General features: G+C 63.7%; 18 protein-coding genes. 11 read left to right on the forward strand and 7 right to left on the reverse strand.

Features of this window, described 5'->3' with window-relative positions:
• Nucleotides 1-84: 84 nt before the first annotated feature.
• The 3 genes from J5M58_RS02705 to J5M58_RS02715 all read left to right on the forward strand — a co-directional run bounded on the left by J5M58_RS02705 (nucleotide 85) and on the right by J5M58_RS02715 (nucleotide 3,910).
• Nucleotides 85-1,374, forward strand: coding sequence for a M18 family aminopeptidase (locus J5M58_RS02705; RefSeq protein WP_207877084.1), 1,290 nt, complete (start codon nucleotides 85-87; stop codon nucleotides 1,372-1,374).
• A gap of 194 nt (nucleotides 1,375-1,568) precedes the next feature.
• Entirely contained in the window at nucleotides 1,569-1,736 is a 168-nt protein-coding gene (locus J5M58_RS02710) for a hypothetical protein (protein WP_166674223.1), read from the forward strand.
• A gap of 44 nt (nucleotides 1,737-1,780) precedes the next feature.
• A complete protein-coding gene (locus J5M58_RS02715) occupies nucleotides 1,781-3,910 on the forward strand; it encodes a mechanosensitive ion channel family protein (RefSeq protein WP_112249340.1) in 2,130 nt (709 codons plus the stop codon).
• 98 nt (nucleotides 3,911-4,008) lie between these two features.
• Here the strand turns inward: J5M58_RS02715 and J5M58_RS02720 are convergent, their stop codons facing one another.
• A complete protein-coding gene (locus J5M58_RS02720) occupies nucleotides 4,009-4,722 on the reverse strand; it encodes a UTRA domain-containing protein (protein WP_112249341.1) in 714 nt (237 codons plus the stop codon).
• 317 nt (nucleotides 4,723-5,039) lie between these two features.
• Here J5M58_RS02720 and J5M58_RS02725 point away from each other — a divergent pair, with 317 nt between their 5' ends.
• From J5M58_RS02725 to J5M58_RS02750, 6 genes are all read left to right on the forward strand, one after another.
• Complete coding sequence (locus J5M58_RS02725) at nucleotides 5,040-6,104, forward strand: ABC transporter substrate-binding protein (protein ID WP_207877086.1); 1,065 nt, start codon at nucleotides 5,040-5,042, stop codon at nucleotides 6,102-6,104.
• 147 nt (nucleotides 6,105-6,251) lie between these two features.
• Nucleotides 6,252-7,058 (forward strand): alkaline phosphatase family protein, encoded by an 807-nt coding sequence (locus J5M58_RS02730; RefSeq protein ID WP_207877088.1) that lies wholly within the window; start codon nucleotides 6,252-6,254, stop codon nucleotides 7,056-7,058.
• Nucleotides 7,055-7,906, forward strand: a complete 852-nt coding sequence (locus J5M58_RS02735; protein ID WP_112249343.1) for an ABC transporter permease subunit — start codon at nucleotides 7,055-7,057, stop codon at nucleotides 7,904-7,906. Before J5M58_RS02730 ends, J5M58_RS02735 begins: the two co-directional genes overlap by 4 nt.
• On the forward strand, nucleotides 7,896-8,690 hold the full coding sequence (locus J5M58_RS02740) for an ABC transporter permease (RefSeq protein ID WP_013971414.1): 795 nt from the start codon (nucleotides 7,896-7,898) through the stop codon (nucleotides 8,688-8,690). Before J5M58_RS02735 ends, J5M58_RS02740 begins: the two co-directional genes overlap by 11 nt.
• Nucleotide 8,691: 1 nt before the next feature.
• Nucleotides 8,692-9,681, forward strand: a complete 990-nt coding sequence (locus J5M58_RS02745; RefSeq protein ID WP_207877090.1) for an ABC transporter ATP-binding protein — start codon at nucleotides 8,692-8,694, stop codon at nucleotides 9,679-9,681.
• Between the two features lie 14 nt (nucleotides 9,682-9,695).
• Nucleotides 9,696-10,349 (forward strand): HAD family phosphatase, encoded by a 654-nt coding sequence (locus J5M58_RS02750; RefSeq protein ID WP_207877092.1) that lies wholly within the window; start codon nucleotides 9,696-9,698, stop codon nucleotides 10,347-10,349.
• 123 nt (nucleotides 10,350-10,472) lie between these two features.
• Here the strand turns inward: J5M58_RS02750 and J5M58_RS02755 are convergent, their stop codons facing one another.
• On the reverse strand, nucleotides 10,473-11,435 hold the full coding sequence (locus J5M58_RS02755; protein ID WP_112249348.1) for an NAD(P)H-quinone oxidoreductase: 963 nt from the start codon (nucleotides 11,433-11,435) through the stop codon (nucleotides 10,473-10,475).
• A gap of 144 nt (nucleotides 11,436-11,579) precedes the next feature.
• On the opposite strand from J5M58_RS02755, the gene J5M58_RS02760 reads away from it, so the two are divergent.
• Together J5M58_RS02760 and J5M58_RS02765 are read left to right on the forward strand one after the other, a co-directional pair.
• On the forward strand, nucleotides 11,580-13,661 hold the full coding sequence (locus J5M58_RS02760; protein WP_181457283.1) for a carboxy terminal-processing peptidase: 2,082 nt from the start codon (nucleotides 11,580-11,582) through the stop codon (nucleotides 13,659-13,661).
• 118 nt (nucleotides 13,662-13,779) lie between these two features.
• The gene (locus tag J5M58_RS02765; protein ID WP_207877094.1) at nucleotides 13,780-14,760 is read left to right on the forward strand and encodes an EAL domain-containing protein; all 981 of its coding nucleotides are present in this window, start codon (nucleotides 13,780-13,782) and stop codon (nucleotides 14,758-14,760) included.
• Between the two features lie 47 nt (nucleotides 14,761-14,807).
• Here J5M58_RS02765 and J5M58_RS02770 read toward each other — a convergent pair whose 3' ends face one another.
• The 5 genes from J5M58_RS02770 to pcaQ all read right to left on the reverse strand — a co-directional run bounded on the left by J5M58_RS02770 (nucleotide 14,808) and on the right by pcaQ (nucleotide 18,388).
• A complete protein-coding gene (locus J5M58_RS02770; RefSeq protein WP_013971408.1) occupies nucleotides 14,808-15,176 on the reverse strand; it encodes a hypothetical protein in 369 nt (122 codons plus the stop codon).
• Entirely contained in the window at nucleotides 15,173-15,511 is a 339-nt protein-coding gene (locus tag J5M58_RS02775) for a helix-turn-helix transcriptional regulator (RefSeq protein ID WP_112249351.1), read from the reverse strand. The genes J5M58_RS02770 and J5M58_RS02775 overlap by 4 nt, the downstream gene beginning before the upstream one ends.
• Nucleotides 15,512-15,623: 112 nt before the next feature.
• Complete coding sequence (locus J5M58_RS02780) at nucleotides 15,624-16,064, reverse strand: YkvA family protein (protein WP_112249352.1); 441 nt, start codon at nucleotides 16,062-16,064, stop codon at nucleotides 15,624-15,626.
• A gap of 293 nt (nucleotides 16,065-16,357) precedes the next feature.
• The gene (locus tag J5M58_RS02785) at nucleotides 16,358-17,122 is read right to left on the reverse strand and encodes an FKBP-type peptidyl-prolyl cis-trans isomerase (RefSeq protein ID WP_112249353.1); all 765 of its coding nucleotides are present in this window, start codon (nucleotides 17,120-17,122) and stop codon (nucleotides 16,358-16,360) included.
• Between the two features lie 333 nt (nucleotides 17,123-17,455).
• Nucleotides 17,456-18,388: a pca operon transcription factor PcaQ gene (gene pcaQ, locus J5M58_RS02790; protein ID WP_112249354.1), complete on the reverse strand. Its 933-nt coding sequence runs from the start codon at nucleotides 18,386-18,388 to the stop codon at nucleotides 17,456-17,458.
• Nucleotides 18,389-18,474 lie beyond the last annotated feature (86 nt).

Here is an 18,474-nt window from a genome sequence, read left to right on the forward strand (position 1 = left end):
GGGAGCGGCTTTAGCCGCAAAGAGGCAGACACAATTTACTGACCCAATACGCTAAACTCGCGCCACTGCTGTCTGGAGTGAGCCATGCGCGACGCACTGAATTCTGGCCTTGTCGATTTCCTCAAGGCCTCCCCCACGCCCTTCCACGCCACCGCCAGCCTGGCCCAGCGCCTGGAAGCTGCCGGCTACCAACGCCTGGACGAGCGCGACAGCTGGGCCACAGCGCCTGGCGGCCGCTACTACGTCACCCGTAACGACTCGTCGATCATCGCCATCAAGCTGGGCAAGCAGGCACCGTTGCTGAACGGCATCCGCATGGTCGGCGCCCACACCGACAGCCCGTGCCTGCGGGTCAAGCCGCAGCCCGAGCTGCAGCGCCAGGGCTTCCTGCAGCTGGGCGTCGAAGTGTATGGCGGCGCCCTGCTGGCGCCATGGTTCGACCGCGACCTGTCGCTGGCCGGCCGGGTCACCTACCGCCGTGACGGCAAGGTCGAGAGCCAGCTGATCGACTTCAAGCTGCCAATCGCAGTCATCCCCAACCTGGCAATCCATCTCAACCGCACCGCCAACGAAGGCTGGGCGATCAACCCGCAGAACGAGCTGCCGCCAATCCTGGCCCAGGTGGCGGGTGACGAGCGCATCGACTTCCGCGCCCTGCTCACCGAGCAACTGGCCCGCGAGCACGAGCTGATCGCCGATGTGGTGCTGGATTACGAGCTGAGCTTCTACGACACCCAGGACGCCGCGCTGGTGGGCCTGAACGGCGACTTCATCGCCGGTGCGCGCCTGGACAACCTGTTGTCGTGCTATGCCGGCCTGCAGGCCCTGCTGGCCGCCGACAGCGATGAAACCTGTGTGTTGGTGTGCAATGACCACGAAGAAGTGGGCAGCTGCTCGGCCTGCGGGGCCGACGGCCCGATGCTGGAGCAGACCCTGCAGCGCCTGCTGCCGGATGGCGACGCCTATGTGCGTACCATCCAGCGCTCGCTGATGGTGTCGGCCGACAATGCCCACGGCGTGCACCCCAACTACGCCGACAAGCACGACGGCAACCACGGGCCCAAGCTCAACGCCGGGCCGGTCATCAAGGTGAACAACAACCAGCGCTACGCTACCAACAGCGAAACCGCCGGGTTCTTCCGCCACCTGTGCATGGCCGAGGAAGTGCCGGTGCAGAGCTTCGTGGTACGCAGCGACATGGGCTGTGGCTCGACCATCGGGCCGATTGCTGCCAGCCACCTGGGCGTGCGTACGGTGGATATCGGCTTGCCGACCTTTGCCATGCATTCGATTCGCGAGCTGTGCGGCAGCCATGACCTGGCGCACCTGGTGAAGGTGCTGAGCGCCTTCTACCGTTGCCGCGAGTTGCCTTGATGTTGATGTAGGCAGGCTCGGCCTCTTCGCGGGTAAACCCGCTCCCACAGCGACCGCACAACTTTCAGCAGTTGTGCCATGCCTGTGGGAGCGGGTTTACCCGCGAAGAGGCCAGACCTGCCCAAGGTCAATCCCGCTTCGCCTGCTACCCGCTATGCTTGTTACATGGCCCTACTGCAAAAGGATTGCTGTCCATGTCCCCGTTCCTTTCCCTGTTCGTGCCGGTGTTCCTGTTCCTCATGCTGCTGACCATCGGCTTCAGCCTGCGCGAGCGCAACATCGGTGTGCTGATGATGTGGGTCGGCACCCTGGGTATCTTCGGCCTCACCTGCTGGAAAATCCTGGAGCAACTGCCGTCGTGAACCTCTACACTCGGCCAATCGTTTGACCTGAGGTAGTTTTGCCAGTGCCTGCCCTTCTGCGTTGCCTGTTCCTGCTGCTGTTCCTGTTTGTCACCCCGCTACAGGCTGCGGGCCTGCCCGGCCTGCTTGGTGGCAGCACGCCCGCGCAGCCTGAGGCCAGCGAACCGCTGGGCAAGTCGCTGGACGAGGTGATCAGGAACCTGGAAAACGACCAGCAGCGGGCCAAGCTGCTGGCCGACCTGAAAAAGCTGCGCGACGCCACCAGGCAATCGCAACCTACCGTCGAACAGGGCGTGCTCGGCCTGATCGGCGGCGCCCTGCATGACTTCGAAAAACAGTTCAGCGGCGATGCCAGCCCGTTCCGTCGCTGGGCAGCGGAAATCGAACAGGCCCAGGTCGAGCTGACCGAGCTGGTGGTGCCGGTGCACCAGTGGCCGGCCATCCTGTTCGGCTTTGCCGCCGTCATCGCCGTCTGGAGCGTGCTGGCCTATGCCTTCAACTGGGTCGGGCACCGGGTACGCCTGCGTTTTGGCCTGAGCGAGGAACTGCCGCAGCACCCGCGCACCTGGGACCTGGTGCGCTTTGCCCTGCGCAAGCTGGGCCCATGGCTGGTTGCGCTGGTGTTCACCGTGTACCTGAGCTTCGTGCTGCCGCCGTCGCTGGGCAAGTCGCTGGCCATGGTGCTGGCCTACGCACTGGTGGTCGGCACCTGCTTCTCGGCCATCTGCGTGATCGCCTTCTCGCTGCTCGACGGCCCCCATCGCCACCGCGCCCTGCACATCCTGCGCCACCAGGCGTTTCGCCCGCTGTGGCTGATCGGCAGCTTCGCCGCGTTTGGCGAAGCGATGAGCGACCCGCGCCTGACGGTCGCCCTCGGCACCCACCTGGCCCACGCGCTGGCCACCTTGGCCAACGTGATTGCGGCGCTGTGCACGGGGCTGTTCATCCTGCGTTTCCGCCGCCCGATCGCCCACCTGATCCGCAACCAGCCACTGTCACGGCGCCTGACCCGGCGCACGCTCAGCGACACCATCGAAATCCTCGGCAGCTTCTGGTTCGTGCCGGCACTGATCCTGGTGGCGATTTCGCTGTTCGCTACGTTCATCTCGGCCGGTGACACCAGCACTGCCTTGCGCCAGTCACTGATGTGCACGGTGCTGGTGGTGGTGTGCATGGTGCTCAACGGCCTGGTACGCCGCCACGCTGCCAACCCCAAGCGCGCCAACAAGCGCCAGGCGGTGTACGCCGAGCGCCTGCGCAACTTCGGCTACCTGCTGGTGCACCTGTTCATCTGGCTGGTGTTCATCGAGCTGGGGCTGCGCGTGTGGGGCCTGTCGATGATCAGCTTCGCCGAAGGCGACGGCCACGACATAAGCGTGCGCCTGCTGGGCCTGGCCGGCACGCTGATCGTCGCCTGGCTGGTGTGGATCCTTGCCGACACCGCCGTGCACCACGCCCTGGTGCGTTCGCGCCGGGGCCTGGCCAACGCCCGCGCGCAAACCATGATGCCGTTGATCCGCAACGTGATGTTCGTGGTCATTTTCATCATTGCGGTAATCGTCGCCCTGGCCAACATGGGCATGAACGTCACCCCGCTGCTGGCGGGTGCCGGTGTGATCGGCCTGGCCATCGGCTTTGGTGCGCAGTCGCTGGTGGCTGACCTGATCACCGGGTTGTTCATCATCATCGAGGACTCGCTGGCAATAGACGACTACGTGGATGTGGGTGGGCACCTGGGCACGGTGGAGGGGCTGACCATCCGTACCGTGCGCCTGCGCGACATCGACGGCATCGTGCATACCATCCCGTTCAGCGAGATCAAGAGCATCAAGAACTACTCGCGCGAGTTCGGCTACGCGATCTTCCGCGTGGCGATCCCGCACAGCATGAACATCGACCAGGCAATCACGCTGATTCGCGAAGTGGGGCAGAAGCTGCGCAACGACCCGCTGATGCGCCGCAACATCTGGTCGCCGCTGGAGCTGCAGGGGGTGGAGAGCTTCGAGTCGGGGTCGGCGATCCTGCGGGCGCGGTTCAAGACTGCGCCGATCAAGCAGTGGGAGGTTTCGCGGGCGTTCAACCTGGCGTTGAAGCGGCAGCTGGACGAGGCGGGGCTGGATTTGGCGACGCCAAGGTTGTCAGTGCAGGTAGTGACTGCCGGTTCCTCCAGTTAGGGCCTCTTCGCGGGTGAACCCGCTCCCACAAGTACTGTGCAGGCTGAAACCTGTGCGGTCCCTGTGGGAGCGGGTTTACCCGCGAAGAAGCCAACACTTCATCCCGCCTGGGCTCGAATGCGGATGGCATCATGCCGCCAATACTCCAGGTCACAGTCGATCAGGTGCCCATGCTGGTCACTGTTGACCCGGGTGATATGCAACCCGGGGCTTCCCGCCGACACCTTCAAGGCGCTGGCCGCCTCCACTGGCAATGCCGTCGGCAAGATCTCGAAGCACACCTGCCCATACTGGATGCCATACACCCGCCCATAAATCTCGGTCAGCGACTGGGCCAGGTCCTGTTCGAGAATCTCCGGGAAGTACCGGGGGTTGAGGTAGTGCTCGGCATACAGCACCGCTCGCCCATCGATCCGCCGCAACCGGCAGATACGCACCACGCTGGACAACGCCGGCAGCTGCAAGCGCGCACAGATGGCCGCCGAAGCCGGCTGCAGCCGCGCCGACAACAGCCCGGTACTGGGCACCCGCCCCTGGTCGCGGACCATCGCATGAAAGTGGCTGCGCTCGATCAGGTCGTAGGTCAGCCGTTCGGGCGCGACGAACCAGCCGCGACGCTCTTCGCGGTAGATCAACCCTTGGGCTTCCAGCTGCACCAGCGCCTCACGCAGGGTAATGCGCGTGGTGTCGAACACCTCGCTGAGCTTGCGCTCGGCCGGCAGCTTGCCGCCCGGCGCCAGCAGGCCGTGCTCGATCTGTTCCTGCAGGGCGTGGCAGATGGCTGTTACCGCACGCGGTGGCATCGACTGCATCAAAGGTTACCTATCTGGACTAGTCCAGCCCCAGAACAGGGCACTTGGAGAATAGTGCAAGCCTAGGCAGGGCTGATGAACATCCCGTGACAAAGGCTTTGGCCAGACACTGCCAGAAACGCGCCAAGCCAGCAGAACCGGGGCGGCTGCGTGGTCTACGCTGTAGCTTCAGGGCCGTCATCGGCCCTTCCCTACATCAAACTGTCACGCAAGCAGCCTACCTTGGCTCAAGGTTTGCTGACCTAGACCAACGGTCACCAGACAACGGCTTCACTCATAACAACCATCGCTAAAGGCACCCACCCAAGGAGCTTCGGATGAAAAAGTTGTTCATGGCGTCACTGCTCGGTTCGGCCATCGCCCTGTGTACCACGGCCATGGCCGCCGATACCGACCTCAAGGCCCTGGAAGACGCCGCCCGCAAGGAAGGCAACGTCAACAGTGTGGGCATGCCCGATGCCTGGGCCAACTGGAAAGGCACCTGGGAAGACCTGGCCAGCAAGTACGGCCTCAAGCACAGCGACACCGACATGAGCTCGGCCCAGGAAATTGCCAAGTTCGAAGCCGAGAAGGACAACGCCAGCGCCGACATCGGCGACGTGGGTGCTGCCTTCGGCCCGATTGCCGTGAGCAGGGGCGTGAGCCAACCGTACAAACCGAGCACCTGGGACCAGGTGCCGAGCTGGGCCAAGGACAAGGACGGCCACTGGGCACTGGCCTATACCGGCACCATCGCCTTCATCATCAACAAGGACCTGGTCAAGGAAGGCGAGCGGCCAACCTCCTGGCACGACCTGGAAAAAGGCAAGTACAAGGTCGCCATTGGTGACGTCGGCACCGCAGCCCAGGCCGCCAACGGCGTGCTGGCTGCGGCGATCGCCTACAAGGGTGACGAGACCAACCTGGCACCGGGCCTGCAGCTGTTCACCAAGCTGGCCCAGCAGAAGCGCCTGTCGCTGGCCAACCCGACCATCCAGACCCTGGAGAAGGGCGAGGTGGAAGTGGGCGTGGTGTGGGACTTCAACGGCCTGAGCTACCGCGAGCAGATCGACCCCAAGCGTTTCGAAGTGCTGATCCCGTCGGATGGCTCGGTGATCTCCGGCTATACCACCGTTATCAACAAGTACGCCAAGCACCCGAATGCGGCCAAGCTGACGCGTGAGTACATCTTCAGCGACGCCGGGCAGATCAACCTGGCCAAGGGGCATGCGCGGCCGATCCGTGCCGAGCACCTGAAGCTGCCGGCAGACGTGCAGGCCAAGCTGCTGCCGAATGAGCAGTACAAGGCGGCGCAGCCGATCAAGAATGCCGAGGCCTGGGAAAAGACCTCCAAGGCACTGCCGCAGATGTGGCAGGAGCAAGTGATCATCGAGATGGAGTAAGGGGCTAGCTTTTGTAGTGCCTGATCCGGCCCTTTCGCGGGTGAACCCGCTCCCACAGGGACAGCGTGCACCTCAATGCTGGCGCACAACCCTGTGGGAGCGGGTTTACCCGCGAAGAAGGCAACGCGATTCATGACTGGAGCCACCATGCAACACAACGTCATCCTGGTCCTGCTCGACGGCCTCAACTACCAGGTCGCCCACCACGCCATGGGCCACCTGCACGCCTACGTCGAGGCCGACCGTGCCGCGCTGTACCGCGTGGAATGCGAATTGCCGTCGCTGTCGCGGCCGCTGTACGAGTGCATCCTCACCGGCGTGCCTCCGATCGACAGCGGCATCGTGCACAACAACGTCAACCGCCTGTCCAACCAGCGCAGCGTGTTCCACTACGCCCGCGAGGCCAACCTCGGCACCGCGGCAGCGGCCTATCACTGGATGAGCGAACTGTACAACCGCTCGCCCTTCGACCCGCAGCGCGACCGCCATACCCACGCACCGAAACTGCCGATCCAGCACGGGCTGTTCTACTGGGACGACCGTTACCCCGATTCGCACCTGCTGGCCGACGGCGAGTACCTGCGCCGCCGCCACGCCCCCAACTTCCTGCTGGTGCACCCGATGAGCATCGACGATGTCGGCCACCACCATGGCCTGGACAGCAGCCAGTATCGCAACGCCGCGCGCAGCGCCGACATCCTGCTGGCCGACTACCTGCCAGCCTGGCTCGAAGAGGGCTACCAGGTACTGGTTACCGCCGACCACGGCATGAACAACGACCGCTCGCACAATGGCCTGCTGACCGAGGAACGCGAAGTGCCACTGTTCGTCTTCGGCGATGCCTTCAGCCTCGACCCTGCGGCCAAACCGCTGCAGACCGAGCTGTGCGGAACCATCTGCGAGCTGCTTGGCGCGCCGCATGACAAGAGCGTCTGCCGGGAGCTGCTGAAGTGACCACACCCAAGCGCGGCAGCGCCCGTAGCCGCTACCTGGCCTTGCTGTGCCTGCTACCGTTCGCCGTGTTCTTCGTCATCTTCCAGATTGCCCCGCTGGCCTGGGTGGCGATCAACAGCCTGCAATCGGAAGCGGGCTGGGGCGTGGACAACTTCAGCAAGGTATTCGCCTCGAAGTTCTACTTGCAGGCTCTGCAACGCAGCCTGGAGATCAGCTTCTGGTCGAGCCTGTTCGGCATCGTCATCGCCACCCTCGGCGCCTACTCGCTGCGCCAGGTGGACTCGAAGCTGCGCGACTTCGTCAGCGCCTTCGCCAACATGACCAGCAACTTCGCCGGGGTGCCGCTGGCCTTCGCCTTCATCATCCTGCTCGGTTTCAATGGCGCGCTGACCCTGCTGCTGAAGCAGGTCGGCCTGCTGGAAGACTTCAGCATCTATTCCAAGAGCGGGCTGATCCTGGTGTACACCTACTTCCAGATCCCGCTTGGCGTGTTGCTGCTGTACCCCGCGTTCGACGCCCTGCGCGAAGACTGGCGCGAGTCGGCCGCGCTGCTGGGCGCCAGCCACTGGCAATTCTGGCGGCATATCGGCTTGCCGGTGCTGGCTCCGGCACTGTTGGGCACCTTCGTCATCCTGTTGGCCAACGCCCTCGGTGCCTATGCCACCGTGTACGCGCTGACCACCGGCAACTTCAACGTACTGCCGATCCGCATCGCCGGCCTGGTGGCTGGTGACATCAGCCTCGACCCCAACCTGGCCAGCGCCCTGGCGATGGTCCTGGTGGGGCTGATGACGCTGGTCACGGTGGTGCATCAATGGCTGCTGAAAAGGAGCTACCATGCGCGCTGACGCCCGTTCCGGCGGCTGGTACCACCGCGCCGTGGTCTACCTGCTGTTCCTCATCCTGCTGCTGCCGCTGGCCGGCACCCTGCTCTACTCGCTGGCCACCAGCTGGTCGGCCAGCCTGCTGCCCAGCGGCCTCACCTTCAAATGGTACATCGCGCTGTGGAGCGAGCCGCGCTTCCTGGCGGCCTTCGGCCAGTCGCTTCTGGTGTGCGTGGGCGCGCTGCTGCTGTCGGTGGTGCTGATCCTGCCGCTGCTGTTCGTGGTGCACTACCACTTCCCGAGGCTCGACGCGCTGATGAACATCCTCATCCTGCTGCCGTTCGCGGTGCCGCCGGTGGTGTCGTCGGTGGGGCTGTTGCAGCTGTATGGCAGCGGGCCCATGGCCATGGTCGGTACACCGTGGATCCTGATCGGCTGCTACTTCACCATCGCCTTGCCGTTCATGTACCGGGCCATTACCAACAACCTGCAGGCGATCAACCTGCGCGACCTGATGGACGCCGCCCAACTGCTGGGCGCCAGCACCTGGCAGGCAGCGCTGCTGGTGGTACTGCCGAACCTGCGCAAGGGCCTGATGGTGGCGTTGCTGCTGTCGTTCTCGTTCCTGTTCGGCGAGTTCGTGTTCGCCAACCTGCTGGTCGGCACCCGCTACGAGACCCTGCAGGTGTACCTGAACAACATGCGCAACAGCAGCGGCCACTTCAACAGCGCGCTGGTGATCTCGTACTTCGCCTTCGTGCTGGTACTGACCTGGGTCGCCAACCGCCTGAACAAGGACAAGACCTGACATGAGCTTCGTCAGCGTACAGAAACTGCAAAAAAGCTACGCCGGCAGCCCGGTGTTCGAAAACATCGACTGCCGTATCGAACGCGGCGAGTTCGTTACCCTGCTCGGCCCTTCCGGTTGCGGCAAGTCCACGCTGCTGCGCTGCATCGCCGGGCTGACCCCGGTGGACAGAGGGCAGATCCTGCTCGACGGCCATGACATCGTGCCGCTGAGCCCGCAAAAGCGTGGCATCGGCATGGTGTTCCAGAGCTATGCGCTGTTTCCCAACATGACTGTGGAGCAGAACGTGGCCTTTGGCCTGCGCATGCAGAAGGTCAAGGCCGACGAGAGCCAGGCCCGGGTGCGCGAGGCGCTGGAGCTGGTGGAACTGGGCAACTTCGCCGGGCGCTACCCGCACCAGTTGTCCGGCGGCCAGTGCCAGCGCGTGGCCCTGGCCCGCTCGCTGGTCACCCGCCCGCGTTTGCTGCTGCTCGACGAGCCACTGTCGGCGCTGGATGCGCGCATCCGCAAGCACCTGCGCGAGCAGATCCGCGCCATTCAGCGCGAGCTGGGGCTGACCACCATCTTCGTCACCCACGACCAGGAAGAGGCGCTGACCATGTCCGACCGCATCTTCCTGATGAACCAGGGGCGCATCGTCCAGAGCGGCGACGCCGAAACCCTCTACACCGCGCCGGTGGACCTGTTTGCCGCCGGCTTCATCGGCAACTACAACCTGCTCGACGCCGACAGCGCCAGCCGCCTGCTGCAGCGCCCGGTGGCCAGCCGCCTGGCGATCCGCCCCGAGTCGATCACCCTGGGCGTCAACGGCGAACTGGACGCCGAAGTGCGCAGCCACAGCCTGCTGGGCAATGTGATCCGCTACAAGGTGCGGGTGCGCGAGGTGGAACTGGTGGTCGATGTGCTCAACCGCTCACCGTCCGACCTGCATGCGGACGGGCAACGGGTAAGCTTGTCGATCGACCCCACGGCGCTACGGGAAGTGGCCTAAGGAGAATAAACACCATGGCACTGGCAATTTTCGATCTGGACGAAACCCTGATCCACGGCGACTGCGCATCGCTGTGGAGCGAGCAGATGGCCCGGCTGGGCTGGGTCGACGGCAAGGAATTTCTGCGCCGCGACCATGAGTTGATGGAGGCCTATGGCAAGGGCCACCTGCAGATGGAGGATTACATGGCCTTCAGCCTGGAGCCGATCGCCGGGCGCACCCTGGAAGAGGTCGAGCACCTGGTGGAGCCGTGGGTCGAAGAGGTGATCGAGCCGATCATCTACGGCGACGCCTGCCGCTGCATCGCCGAACACCGCAAGCGCGGGGATCGCATCCTGATCATTTCGGCGTCGGGTACGCACCTGGTCGGGCCGATTGCGGCGCGGCTGGGCGTGGACGAGTACCTGGCGATCGAACTGGAGGCGGTGAATGGGGTTTATACCGGCAAGACCCATGGGGTACTGACCTATCGCGAAGGGAAGATCACGCGGTTGCTGGAGTGGCTGGACCAGGAGCAGGAGAACCTGGAGGGGGCAAGTTTCTATTCCGACTCGCGCAACGATTTGCCGTTGTTGCTGAAGGTGGATCATCCGCATGTGGTGAACCCGGATGCGGTGTTGCGCGAGCATGCCGAGATCAACAAGTGGCCGATCCTGAGCTGGGTCTGAGGTAATCGCATTGCCTGCACCGGCCCTTTCGCGGGTAAACCCGCTCCCACAGGGAACACACAGTTTTCAAGCCTGTGGTAATCCCTGTGGGAGCGGGTTCACCCGCGAAGAGGCCTGGCCTGTTTACATCAGGCTAGGGTCGATCACCATCACCAGCTTGCCCGACACCTGGTTGGTCTCAAGCTCGGCATACGCCGCCTGGGCAAACTCCACCGGGTAGGTATCCACCAGCTGCGGCGACAGGCGCCCTTCGGCAAACAGCGGCCACACCTGCTGCTGCAATTCGCGCAACAACTCGGCCTTGAAGCCGTCATCGCGGTTGCGCAGTGTGGAACCGGTAATCTCCAGGCGCTTGCCCAGTACCTGCGCCAGGTCCAGCTCGAACTTGCGCCCGCCCATCAGGCCGATGATCACCCAGCGCCCGTCACGCGCCAGCAACTTGAGGTTGAGCTCACCGTAGCTGGCGCCCACCGGGTCAAGAATCACATCGAACGGGCCGAAACCTTCCAGCGCGTCCAGGTTCTCGTTACGTACCACACCACCGGCGGCGCCCAGCGCCTCGCAGTAGGCCAGGCGGTCCTGCGAACCGACGCTGACCCACACCGGGCTGCCGAACGCCTTGCACAACTGGATGGCAGCCGAGCCAACGCCGCTGGCGCCAGCGTGCACCAGCACCTTCTCGCCAGCTTTCACGCCACCCAGCTGGAAGATGTTCAGCCAGGCAGTGGCATACACTTCCGGCAACGCCGCCGCCTCGTGCAGGCTCAGGCCCTCGGGCACCGGCAGCACGTGACGGGCATCCACCACCACTTCCTCGGCCATGGCACCGCTGGCCAGCAGTGCGCATACCCGATCACCTACCCGCCAGTCAGCACCGGCACCCACTTCTTCGATCACGCCGGAACACTCCAGGCCCATGTATGGGCTGGCGCCTGGCGGTGGTGGGTACAAACCTTTCATCTGCAGCAGATCGGCGCGGTTCAGCCCCGCAGCAGCCACGCGAATGCGCACTTGGCCTGCGTCGCAGGTCGGGCGTTCGGCCTCGACCCAGGCCACATGTCCGTCAACGCCTTGCAATGCCTTCACAGTGCCTCCATAGTTGAATCATATGACCGAGCCTGGGAACGCCAAGTCCCCAGGCTTTTTGCAGTATGCATCCGGTTATTTGCAACCGGTGAACAGAAAAGACGGCCTACTATGCGTGATCAATTGTCTCCACGTCGAATCAGCATGAAGCATTTCCTCCCAAGCACCGCCCTGGCGCTGATGATCGGCCTGGGCAGCCTCACGCTCGGCGGCAATGCGGCGGCCGCCAACAAGTGGGACAGCCTGCAGCCGGACCGCGACGAGATCGTCGCCAGCCTCAACGTGGTGGAATTGCTCAAGCGCCACCACTACAGCAAGCCGCCGCTGGACGACGCCCGCTCGGTCATCATCTATGACAGCTACATCAAGCTGCTGGACCCGGCACGCAGCTACTTCACCGCCGCCGACATCGCCGAATTCGACAAATGGAAAACGCAATTCGACGATTTCCTCAAGAGCGGTAACCTGGACCCTGGCTTCACCATCTACAAACGCTACCTGGACCGCGTCAAGCAACGCCTGGACTTCGCCCTGGCCGAGCTGAACAAGGGCGTGGACAAGATCGACTTCAACGCCAAGGAAACCTTGCTGATCGACCGCAAGGACGCCCCGTGGCTGAAGAACCAGGCCGAGCTCGACGACCTGTGGCGCAAACGCGTCAAGGACGAAGTACTGCGCCAGAAGATCGCCGGCAAGGAACCCAAGCAGATCCAGGAAACCCTGACCAAGCGCTACAAGAACCAGCTGTCGCGCCTGGACCAGACCCGTGCCGAGGACATCTTCCAGGCCTACATCAACACCTTCGCCCAGTCCTACGACCCACACACCAACTACCTGTCGCCGGACAACGCGGAAAACTTCGACATCAACATGAGCCTGTCGCTCGAAGGCATCGGCGCAGTGCTGCAAAGCGACAACGACCAGGTCAAGATCGTGCGCCTGGTGCCGGCAGGCCCGGCGGCCAAGACCAAGCAGGTGGCACCGGCCGACAAGATCATCGGTGTGGCCCAGGGCAACAAGGAAATGGTCGACGTGGTCGGCTGGCGCCTGGACGAAGTGGTCAAGCTGATCCGCGGCCCGAAAGGCTCGGTGGTGCGCCTGGAGATCATCCCGGCCAGCAACGCGCCCAGCGACCAGACCAGCAAGATCGTGTCGATCACCCGCGAGGCGGTGAAGCTCGAAGAGCAGGCTGCGAAGAAGTCGGTGCTCAAGCTCAAGCAGGACGGGCGTGACTACAAGCTGGGCATCATCGAGATCCCGGCCTTCTACCTCGATTTCAAGGCCTACCGCGCCGGTGACCCGGAGTACAAGAGCACCACGCGTGACGTGAAGAAGCTGCTCACCGAGTTGCAGAAAGAAAAAGTCGACGGCGTGGTCATCGACCTGCGCAACAACGGCGGCGGCTCGCTGCAGGAAGCCACCGAGCTGACCAGCCTGTTCATCGAGAAAGGCCCGACCGTGCTGGTGCGCAACAGCGACGGCCGTGTCGATGTGCTGGAAGACGAAAACCCCGGTGCCTTCTACAAGGGCCCGCTGGCGCTGCTGGTCAACCGCCTGTCGGCCTCGGCGTCGGAGATCTTCGCCGGTGCCATGCAGGACTACCACCGTGCGCTGATCATCGGTGGCCAGACCTTCGGCAAGGGCACCGTGCAGACCATCCAGCCACTCAACCATGGCGAGCTGAAGCTTACCCTGGCCAAGTTCTATCGGGTTTCCGGGCAGAGCACCCAGCATCAGGGCGTGCTGCCGGACATCGACTACCCGTCGATCATCGACACCAAGGAAATCGGCGAGAGCGCCCTGCCCGAGGCCATGCCATGGGACACCATTCGCCCGGTGGTCAAGCCGGCGGCCGACCCGTTCAAGCCGTTCCTGGCCCAGCTCAAGGCGCAGCATGAAGCGCGCAGCGACAAGGACGCGGAGTTCACCTACATCCGTGATCGCCTGGCCCTGACCCAGAAGCTGATGAACGAGAAGACCGTCAGCCTCAACGAGCAGGACCGCCGTGCACGCCACGACGAAATCGAGGCCAAGCAGCTGGCACTGGAGAACATCCGCCGCAAGGCCAAGGGTGAAGAGCCGCTGAAGGAGCTGAAGAAAGAGGACGAGGACGCGCTGCCGACCGAAGATGAAAACACCAAGCCCGAAGACGATGCCTACCTGTCGGAAACCGGTCGCATTCTGATCGATTACCTGAGTGCGAGCACCAAGGTAGCCAAGAAGTAAGGCACTGCGGCAATGATGGCAAATTAGCTTCACCTGTCATCAAACAGTCATGGCGCTGTCGTGAAATAGAGGGGCCGGGCGTGAAAACGCCCGGCCCTTTCATTTTCAGGAAAACGTCATGACCGTCGCCGAACAGCTCAGTGCCTTGAGTGCCATCCTGGCTCAACGCAACATTCACAGTCTGTTCCAGCCGATCATGTGCCTGAGCGAGCAGCGGGTCTTCGGCCACGAGGCGTTGAGCCGCGGGCCGTCCAACAGCCCGCTGCACGCACCACTTAACCTCTTCACCATCGCCCGCCAGGCCGGCCGCCTGACCGAGCTGGAGGCAACTTGCCGGGAAAGCGCCTGCCGGCGTTTCAGCGAACAGCAGTTGCAGGGCAAGCTGTTTCTCAACATCTCACCGGAGTCGCTGCTAGAGCCGCACTATCCCTCCGGTCAGACCCTGAAGCTGCTCGAACAGGTCGGGCTGCCGCCCAGCCGGGTGGTGATCGAGCTGACCGAACACACCCCGACCGACGACTTCCAGTTGCTGTCCAACGCCCTGCACCACTACCGCGACATGGGCTTCTCGATTGCCATCGACGATCTGGGGGCGGGTTATTCGAGCCTGCGCCTGTGGTCGGAGCTGCGCCCCGAATACGTGAAGATCGACCGCCATTTCATCGACGGCATCCACCGCGACCCGCTCAAGCGCGAGTTCGTCGGTTCGATCTTGCAGATTGCCAGGGCGTCGAAGGCTCAGGTAATTGCCGAAGGCATCGAGCTGGCGGAAGAGCTGGCGGTGCTGGTGGAGATGGGTGTGGACCTGGTGCAGGGCTACCTGCTGGGACGGCCGCAGGAGCTGGGGGCGCGCGCAAGCTGGCCGCTACCGGCGCTGGTGAATGCTCCGCGGGTAGAACAGCCGACAGTGCGGCTCAATGCGACGACTGGGCAGTTGCTGGAGTTGTTTGGCCGGCACCAGCAACTGGATGCATTGGAGGTGGTAGATGCCGATGGCAGGGCTTGTGGATTGATTCACAGGGATGCACTGCCTGTTCCGGCCCTATCGCCGGCAAGCCAGCTCCCACAGGTACAACACAAGGCTCAACCCCTGTGGTGAACCTGTGGGAGCGGGTTTACCCGCGAAGAGGCCGGCACAGGCAAAAATCAGGCTGTTTCGGGGTAGCTGTACTCGAACACCCGCACTACCTCGGAGGCATGCCACGACGCCGCCTCCATGCCATCCACCGGCCCGGAGAAACGCCCCAGGCGCTCCACGCATTCAAAGAAGCCGGTACGCGGCAAACGGCTGGCACCCTGGCTGATCACCAGCGAGCTGCGCAATGGCTGCTCGGCGCGGGCATCCAGCACCGCCAGGTACTCCAGCGCGGCGGTCAGCGTCTGCATGGCCGGGCTGGGCAACTGCAAGCGCTCGATCAGCGCTCGATACGTCAGCAGGTGACGTTGACGACGGGCCAGGTCAAGCTCGCCCAGCAGGTTATCCCAGTGCTGACGGCTGATCCTGACCTGGCTCATGATGGCTCGCTCCAGCCAGCCACCCCCAGATGCCAAGCCAGGGCTCGGCGGATGGCAGCATCCGGCTGGCGCTCGCCCGATTCGATCATGGCCAGGTAAGCCGGGCTTACGCCGACATTGCGCGCCAGTTGCTCAGGCGCAATGCCCTTGGCCTGGCGAATCTGCGCCACTTCGCTGAAGGCTGGCAAGGGCGCACTGGCTGCATCGCCCTGCGCTGCACTGGCAACCACCTCGGCAGGTGCCTGCCCCGCGGCCTTGAGCAGTGCCTGGTACTGCTCCCAGGGAACGACGGCGTACTCGGGTTGACCGTCCCGGCTGATGACCTGAATACCCATTACAAACCCCTTTAAAAAGGATTACAGCATGTAATCCGTAGGCATAACCCTTATGCCAATTATATTACCAACTCTGGGGTCTGTGCAGTTGCGCTGCGGTTGCGGCCAGTTTTCACTGCGTGTTGCGTTCCAACCGCAGCGCTTCGGGGGTGGCCGGCAGGCGCTCGACCACGCGCAGCCGTTCGGGTGCCTGGCTGTCACGCCAGGCCTTGAAGCGCGCCAGTTCGTCGGCCACGGTCTTCAGCACCCAGCCCAGCACCGCGATGTCGTCCAGAAAGCCCACGCCCAGCAGCCAGTCGGGGATGGCGTCGATGGGGCTGACGAAATACAGCAGCCCGGCAACGATGGTGACCAGCGCCCTGGGGCTGATGGCGCGGTACTCGCCGCGCCACCAGGCCAGGCACAACGACTGCAGCAGCTTCACATCTTCACGCAACTGGCCGATGCGCGGGCCTTTGCGGGCTACCGCAAACAGCAAGGCCGGCAACCGGCCACGGCTGAGCAGGCGCTCGGCCAAGGGCAGGAAACGGGCGAAATTCCAGGGTGCGCTCATGGAGCCTCCAAGAGGGAAAGGTTATCCACATTTATTGTGGATAACCTTGTGAACAGGGCGACGTTTCCGACCCCAGGTGCCTGCCAGGCAAGGGCCCCGGTCAGATCGGGCGTTTTTTACACAGCCGTTTCACACCGTGGGTGCGTACGCCGCAAACAGTTTGCGTCAGAAGCCTCCTGCTTCTTCACGCTGCATTTCCTCGGACAGTATCAGCAGTTGCAGGTTCGTCCAACCACCCGGCACAAACGAAAACGCCCCGTCAGGACGGGGCGTTTTGCGTGGGCCAGCCAGTGTTACTTGGCAGGCGCTTCGGCCGGGGCCTCAGCAGGAGCTTCCGCTTCCGGCTCGGCACCTTGCAGCTGGGCCGGATCCTTGATGGCGATCAGTTCCAGGTCGAACACCAGTACCGAGTTGGCCGGGATCAGCGGGCTCGGGCTCTGCGCGCCGTAGGCCAGTTCAGCCGGGATGAACAGTTTGTACTTCTCGCCGACGTGCATCAGCTGCAGGCCTTCGACCCAACCCGGGATCACGCCGCTGACCGGCAGGTCGATCGGGCTGCCACGCTCGACGGAGCTGTCGAACACCTTGCCATCGATCAGCTTGCCTTCGTAGTGGACGGTGACCACGTCGGTCGCCTTGGGCTGCGGGCCGTCGGCCTTCTTGACCACTTCGTACTGCAGGCCCGAGGTAGTGGTGACCACGCCTGGTTTCTTGGCGTTTTCCTCGAGGAATTTCTTGCCGGCGGAAGCGGCTTCTTCGCTGGCCTTGGCCAGGCGCTCTTCGGCACGCTTCTGCAGCGCGGTGAAGGCCTCTACCAGCTCTTCGTCCTTGATGCGCTGTTCTTTCTTGCCAACGGCGTCTTCGATACCGAGGGCGACTGCTTTGGAATCAAGGTCTTCCATGCCTTCCTGAGCCAGGCTCTTGCCCATGTTCAGGCCGATACCGTAGGAGGCTTTCTGTGCCGGAGTCTTCAGCTCGGGGCTGCTGGTCTGTTGATCACAGCCAGCCAGTACCAGGCCTACCAGGGCAACCGCAGCCGCCAAACGATGCTGTTTCATGCTATTTCCTTGTTCATGCGCCAAAAGGGCAATCAGGGTAAAGCCGCGAGCTTAGCAGGCGGCCATGACCAATGGCTACCGGCATAGGAGCGGGTTTTGGTAAGGAAGTTCAGTAGTTAAACGCTTATTCATCAAAGGATGTGCAGCCAGTGGCCAGTATTGATCGGTTGCGACGCCTTTGCCCGGTTTTGCGGGGGATTTATTTAGCTGAATGCTGAGAAGCCTGCATTGGCCCTATCGCCGGCAAGCCAGCTCCCAAAGGGATGGCACCTGCTTCGGGCCTGTGGTCAACCTGTGGGAGCTGGCTTGCCAGCGATAGGGCCGAACCTGCGTTCAGGGATAGCTGCCCTCTCGATACTGCCCTGCCACCTCGCGCAACACCTCGCACACCCACTGCCCCGGCAGGCTCTGCGGCAAGGCGGCATTGCGACAGATGCCGACCGAGCCGCCCGGCTCGCGCACCCCCAGGTCGAGCTCGGCCAGTTCGCCCCGGCGCAGGTCGAGCAGCACCGCATCGCGCGGCGCCACCCACACGGCATCGCTGCCCAGCAGATAGCGCCGGCTCAGCGCCAGCGACAGGGTTTCCAGGCGCTGTGCCGGCATCTGGATGCCACATTGCACGAACAGGCTGTCGGCATGCTGACGGATGGTGGTGCCGGCTGGCGGCAGCACCAGCGGGTAACGCTCCACCTGCCCCCGCTCTACTGGCGTGGTTGCCAGCAGCGGGTGACGCGGTCGCACCACCAGGCTCATCGACTCGCTGTACAGGTGCTCGAACGACAGGCCCTGGATCTGCGGGCTGTCGGTCATGCGCCCGACCACCAGCTCCAGTTCACCCAGGCGCAACTGGCCGAGCAACTGCGCGCTGACCCCGGTGACCACGCTGATCACCAGCGCCTCATGCCGCTGGTGCAGGCGGCACAGCACTTCGGGCATGAGCAGGCCTTCGACCGTGGACAGCACTCCGATGCGTACTTGCGACGGCGCCCGCGCCTCGCCACGCAGGCTGCTGACACCATCGCGCAGGGCCTGCACGCTGGGCCCGGCGTAACGCATGAAACGCGTGCCGGCCGGGGTCAGCTCGACGCCCTGGCGGCTGCGCGCGAACAGCCGCGCTTCCAGCAGGTCCTCGAGCTCCTTGAGGGTCTTGGAGATGGCTGGCTGGCTGATTGCCAGGATGTCGGCAGCCCTGGCCAGGCTGCCCTGCCGGGCAATCTCCAGGAAGCACAGCAGGTGGCGGTACTTGATGCGGGTGTCGAGGTTCATGGGCTCAAGCTTAACGCATGCAGATAACCTGTACCGGCCCTTTCGCGGGTGAACCCGCTCCCACAGGGGGGCCCCACACCCTTACA

Origin of the sequence: Pseudomonas sp. 32_A (assembly GCF_017490905.1) — a bacterium.
GTDB lineage: Bacteria > Pseudomonadota > Gammaproteobacteria > Pseudomonadales > Pseudomonadaceae > Aquipseudomonas > Aquipseudomonas inefficax.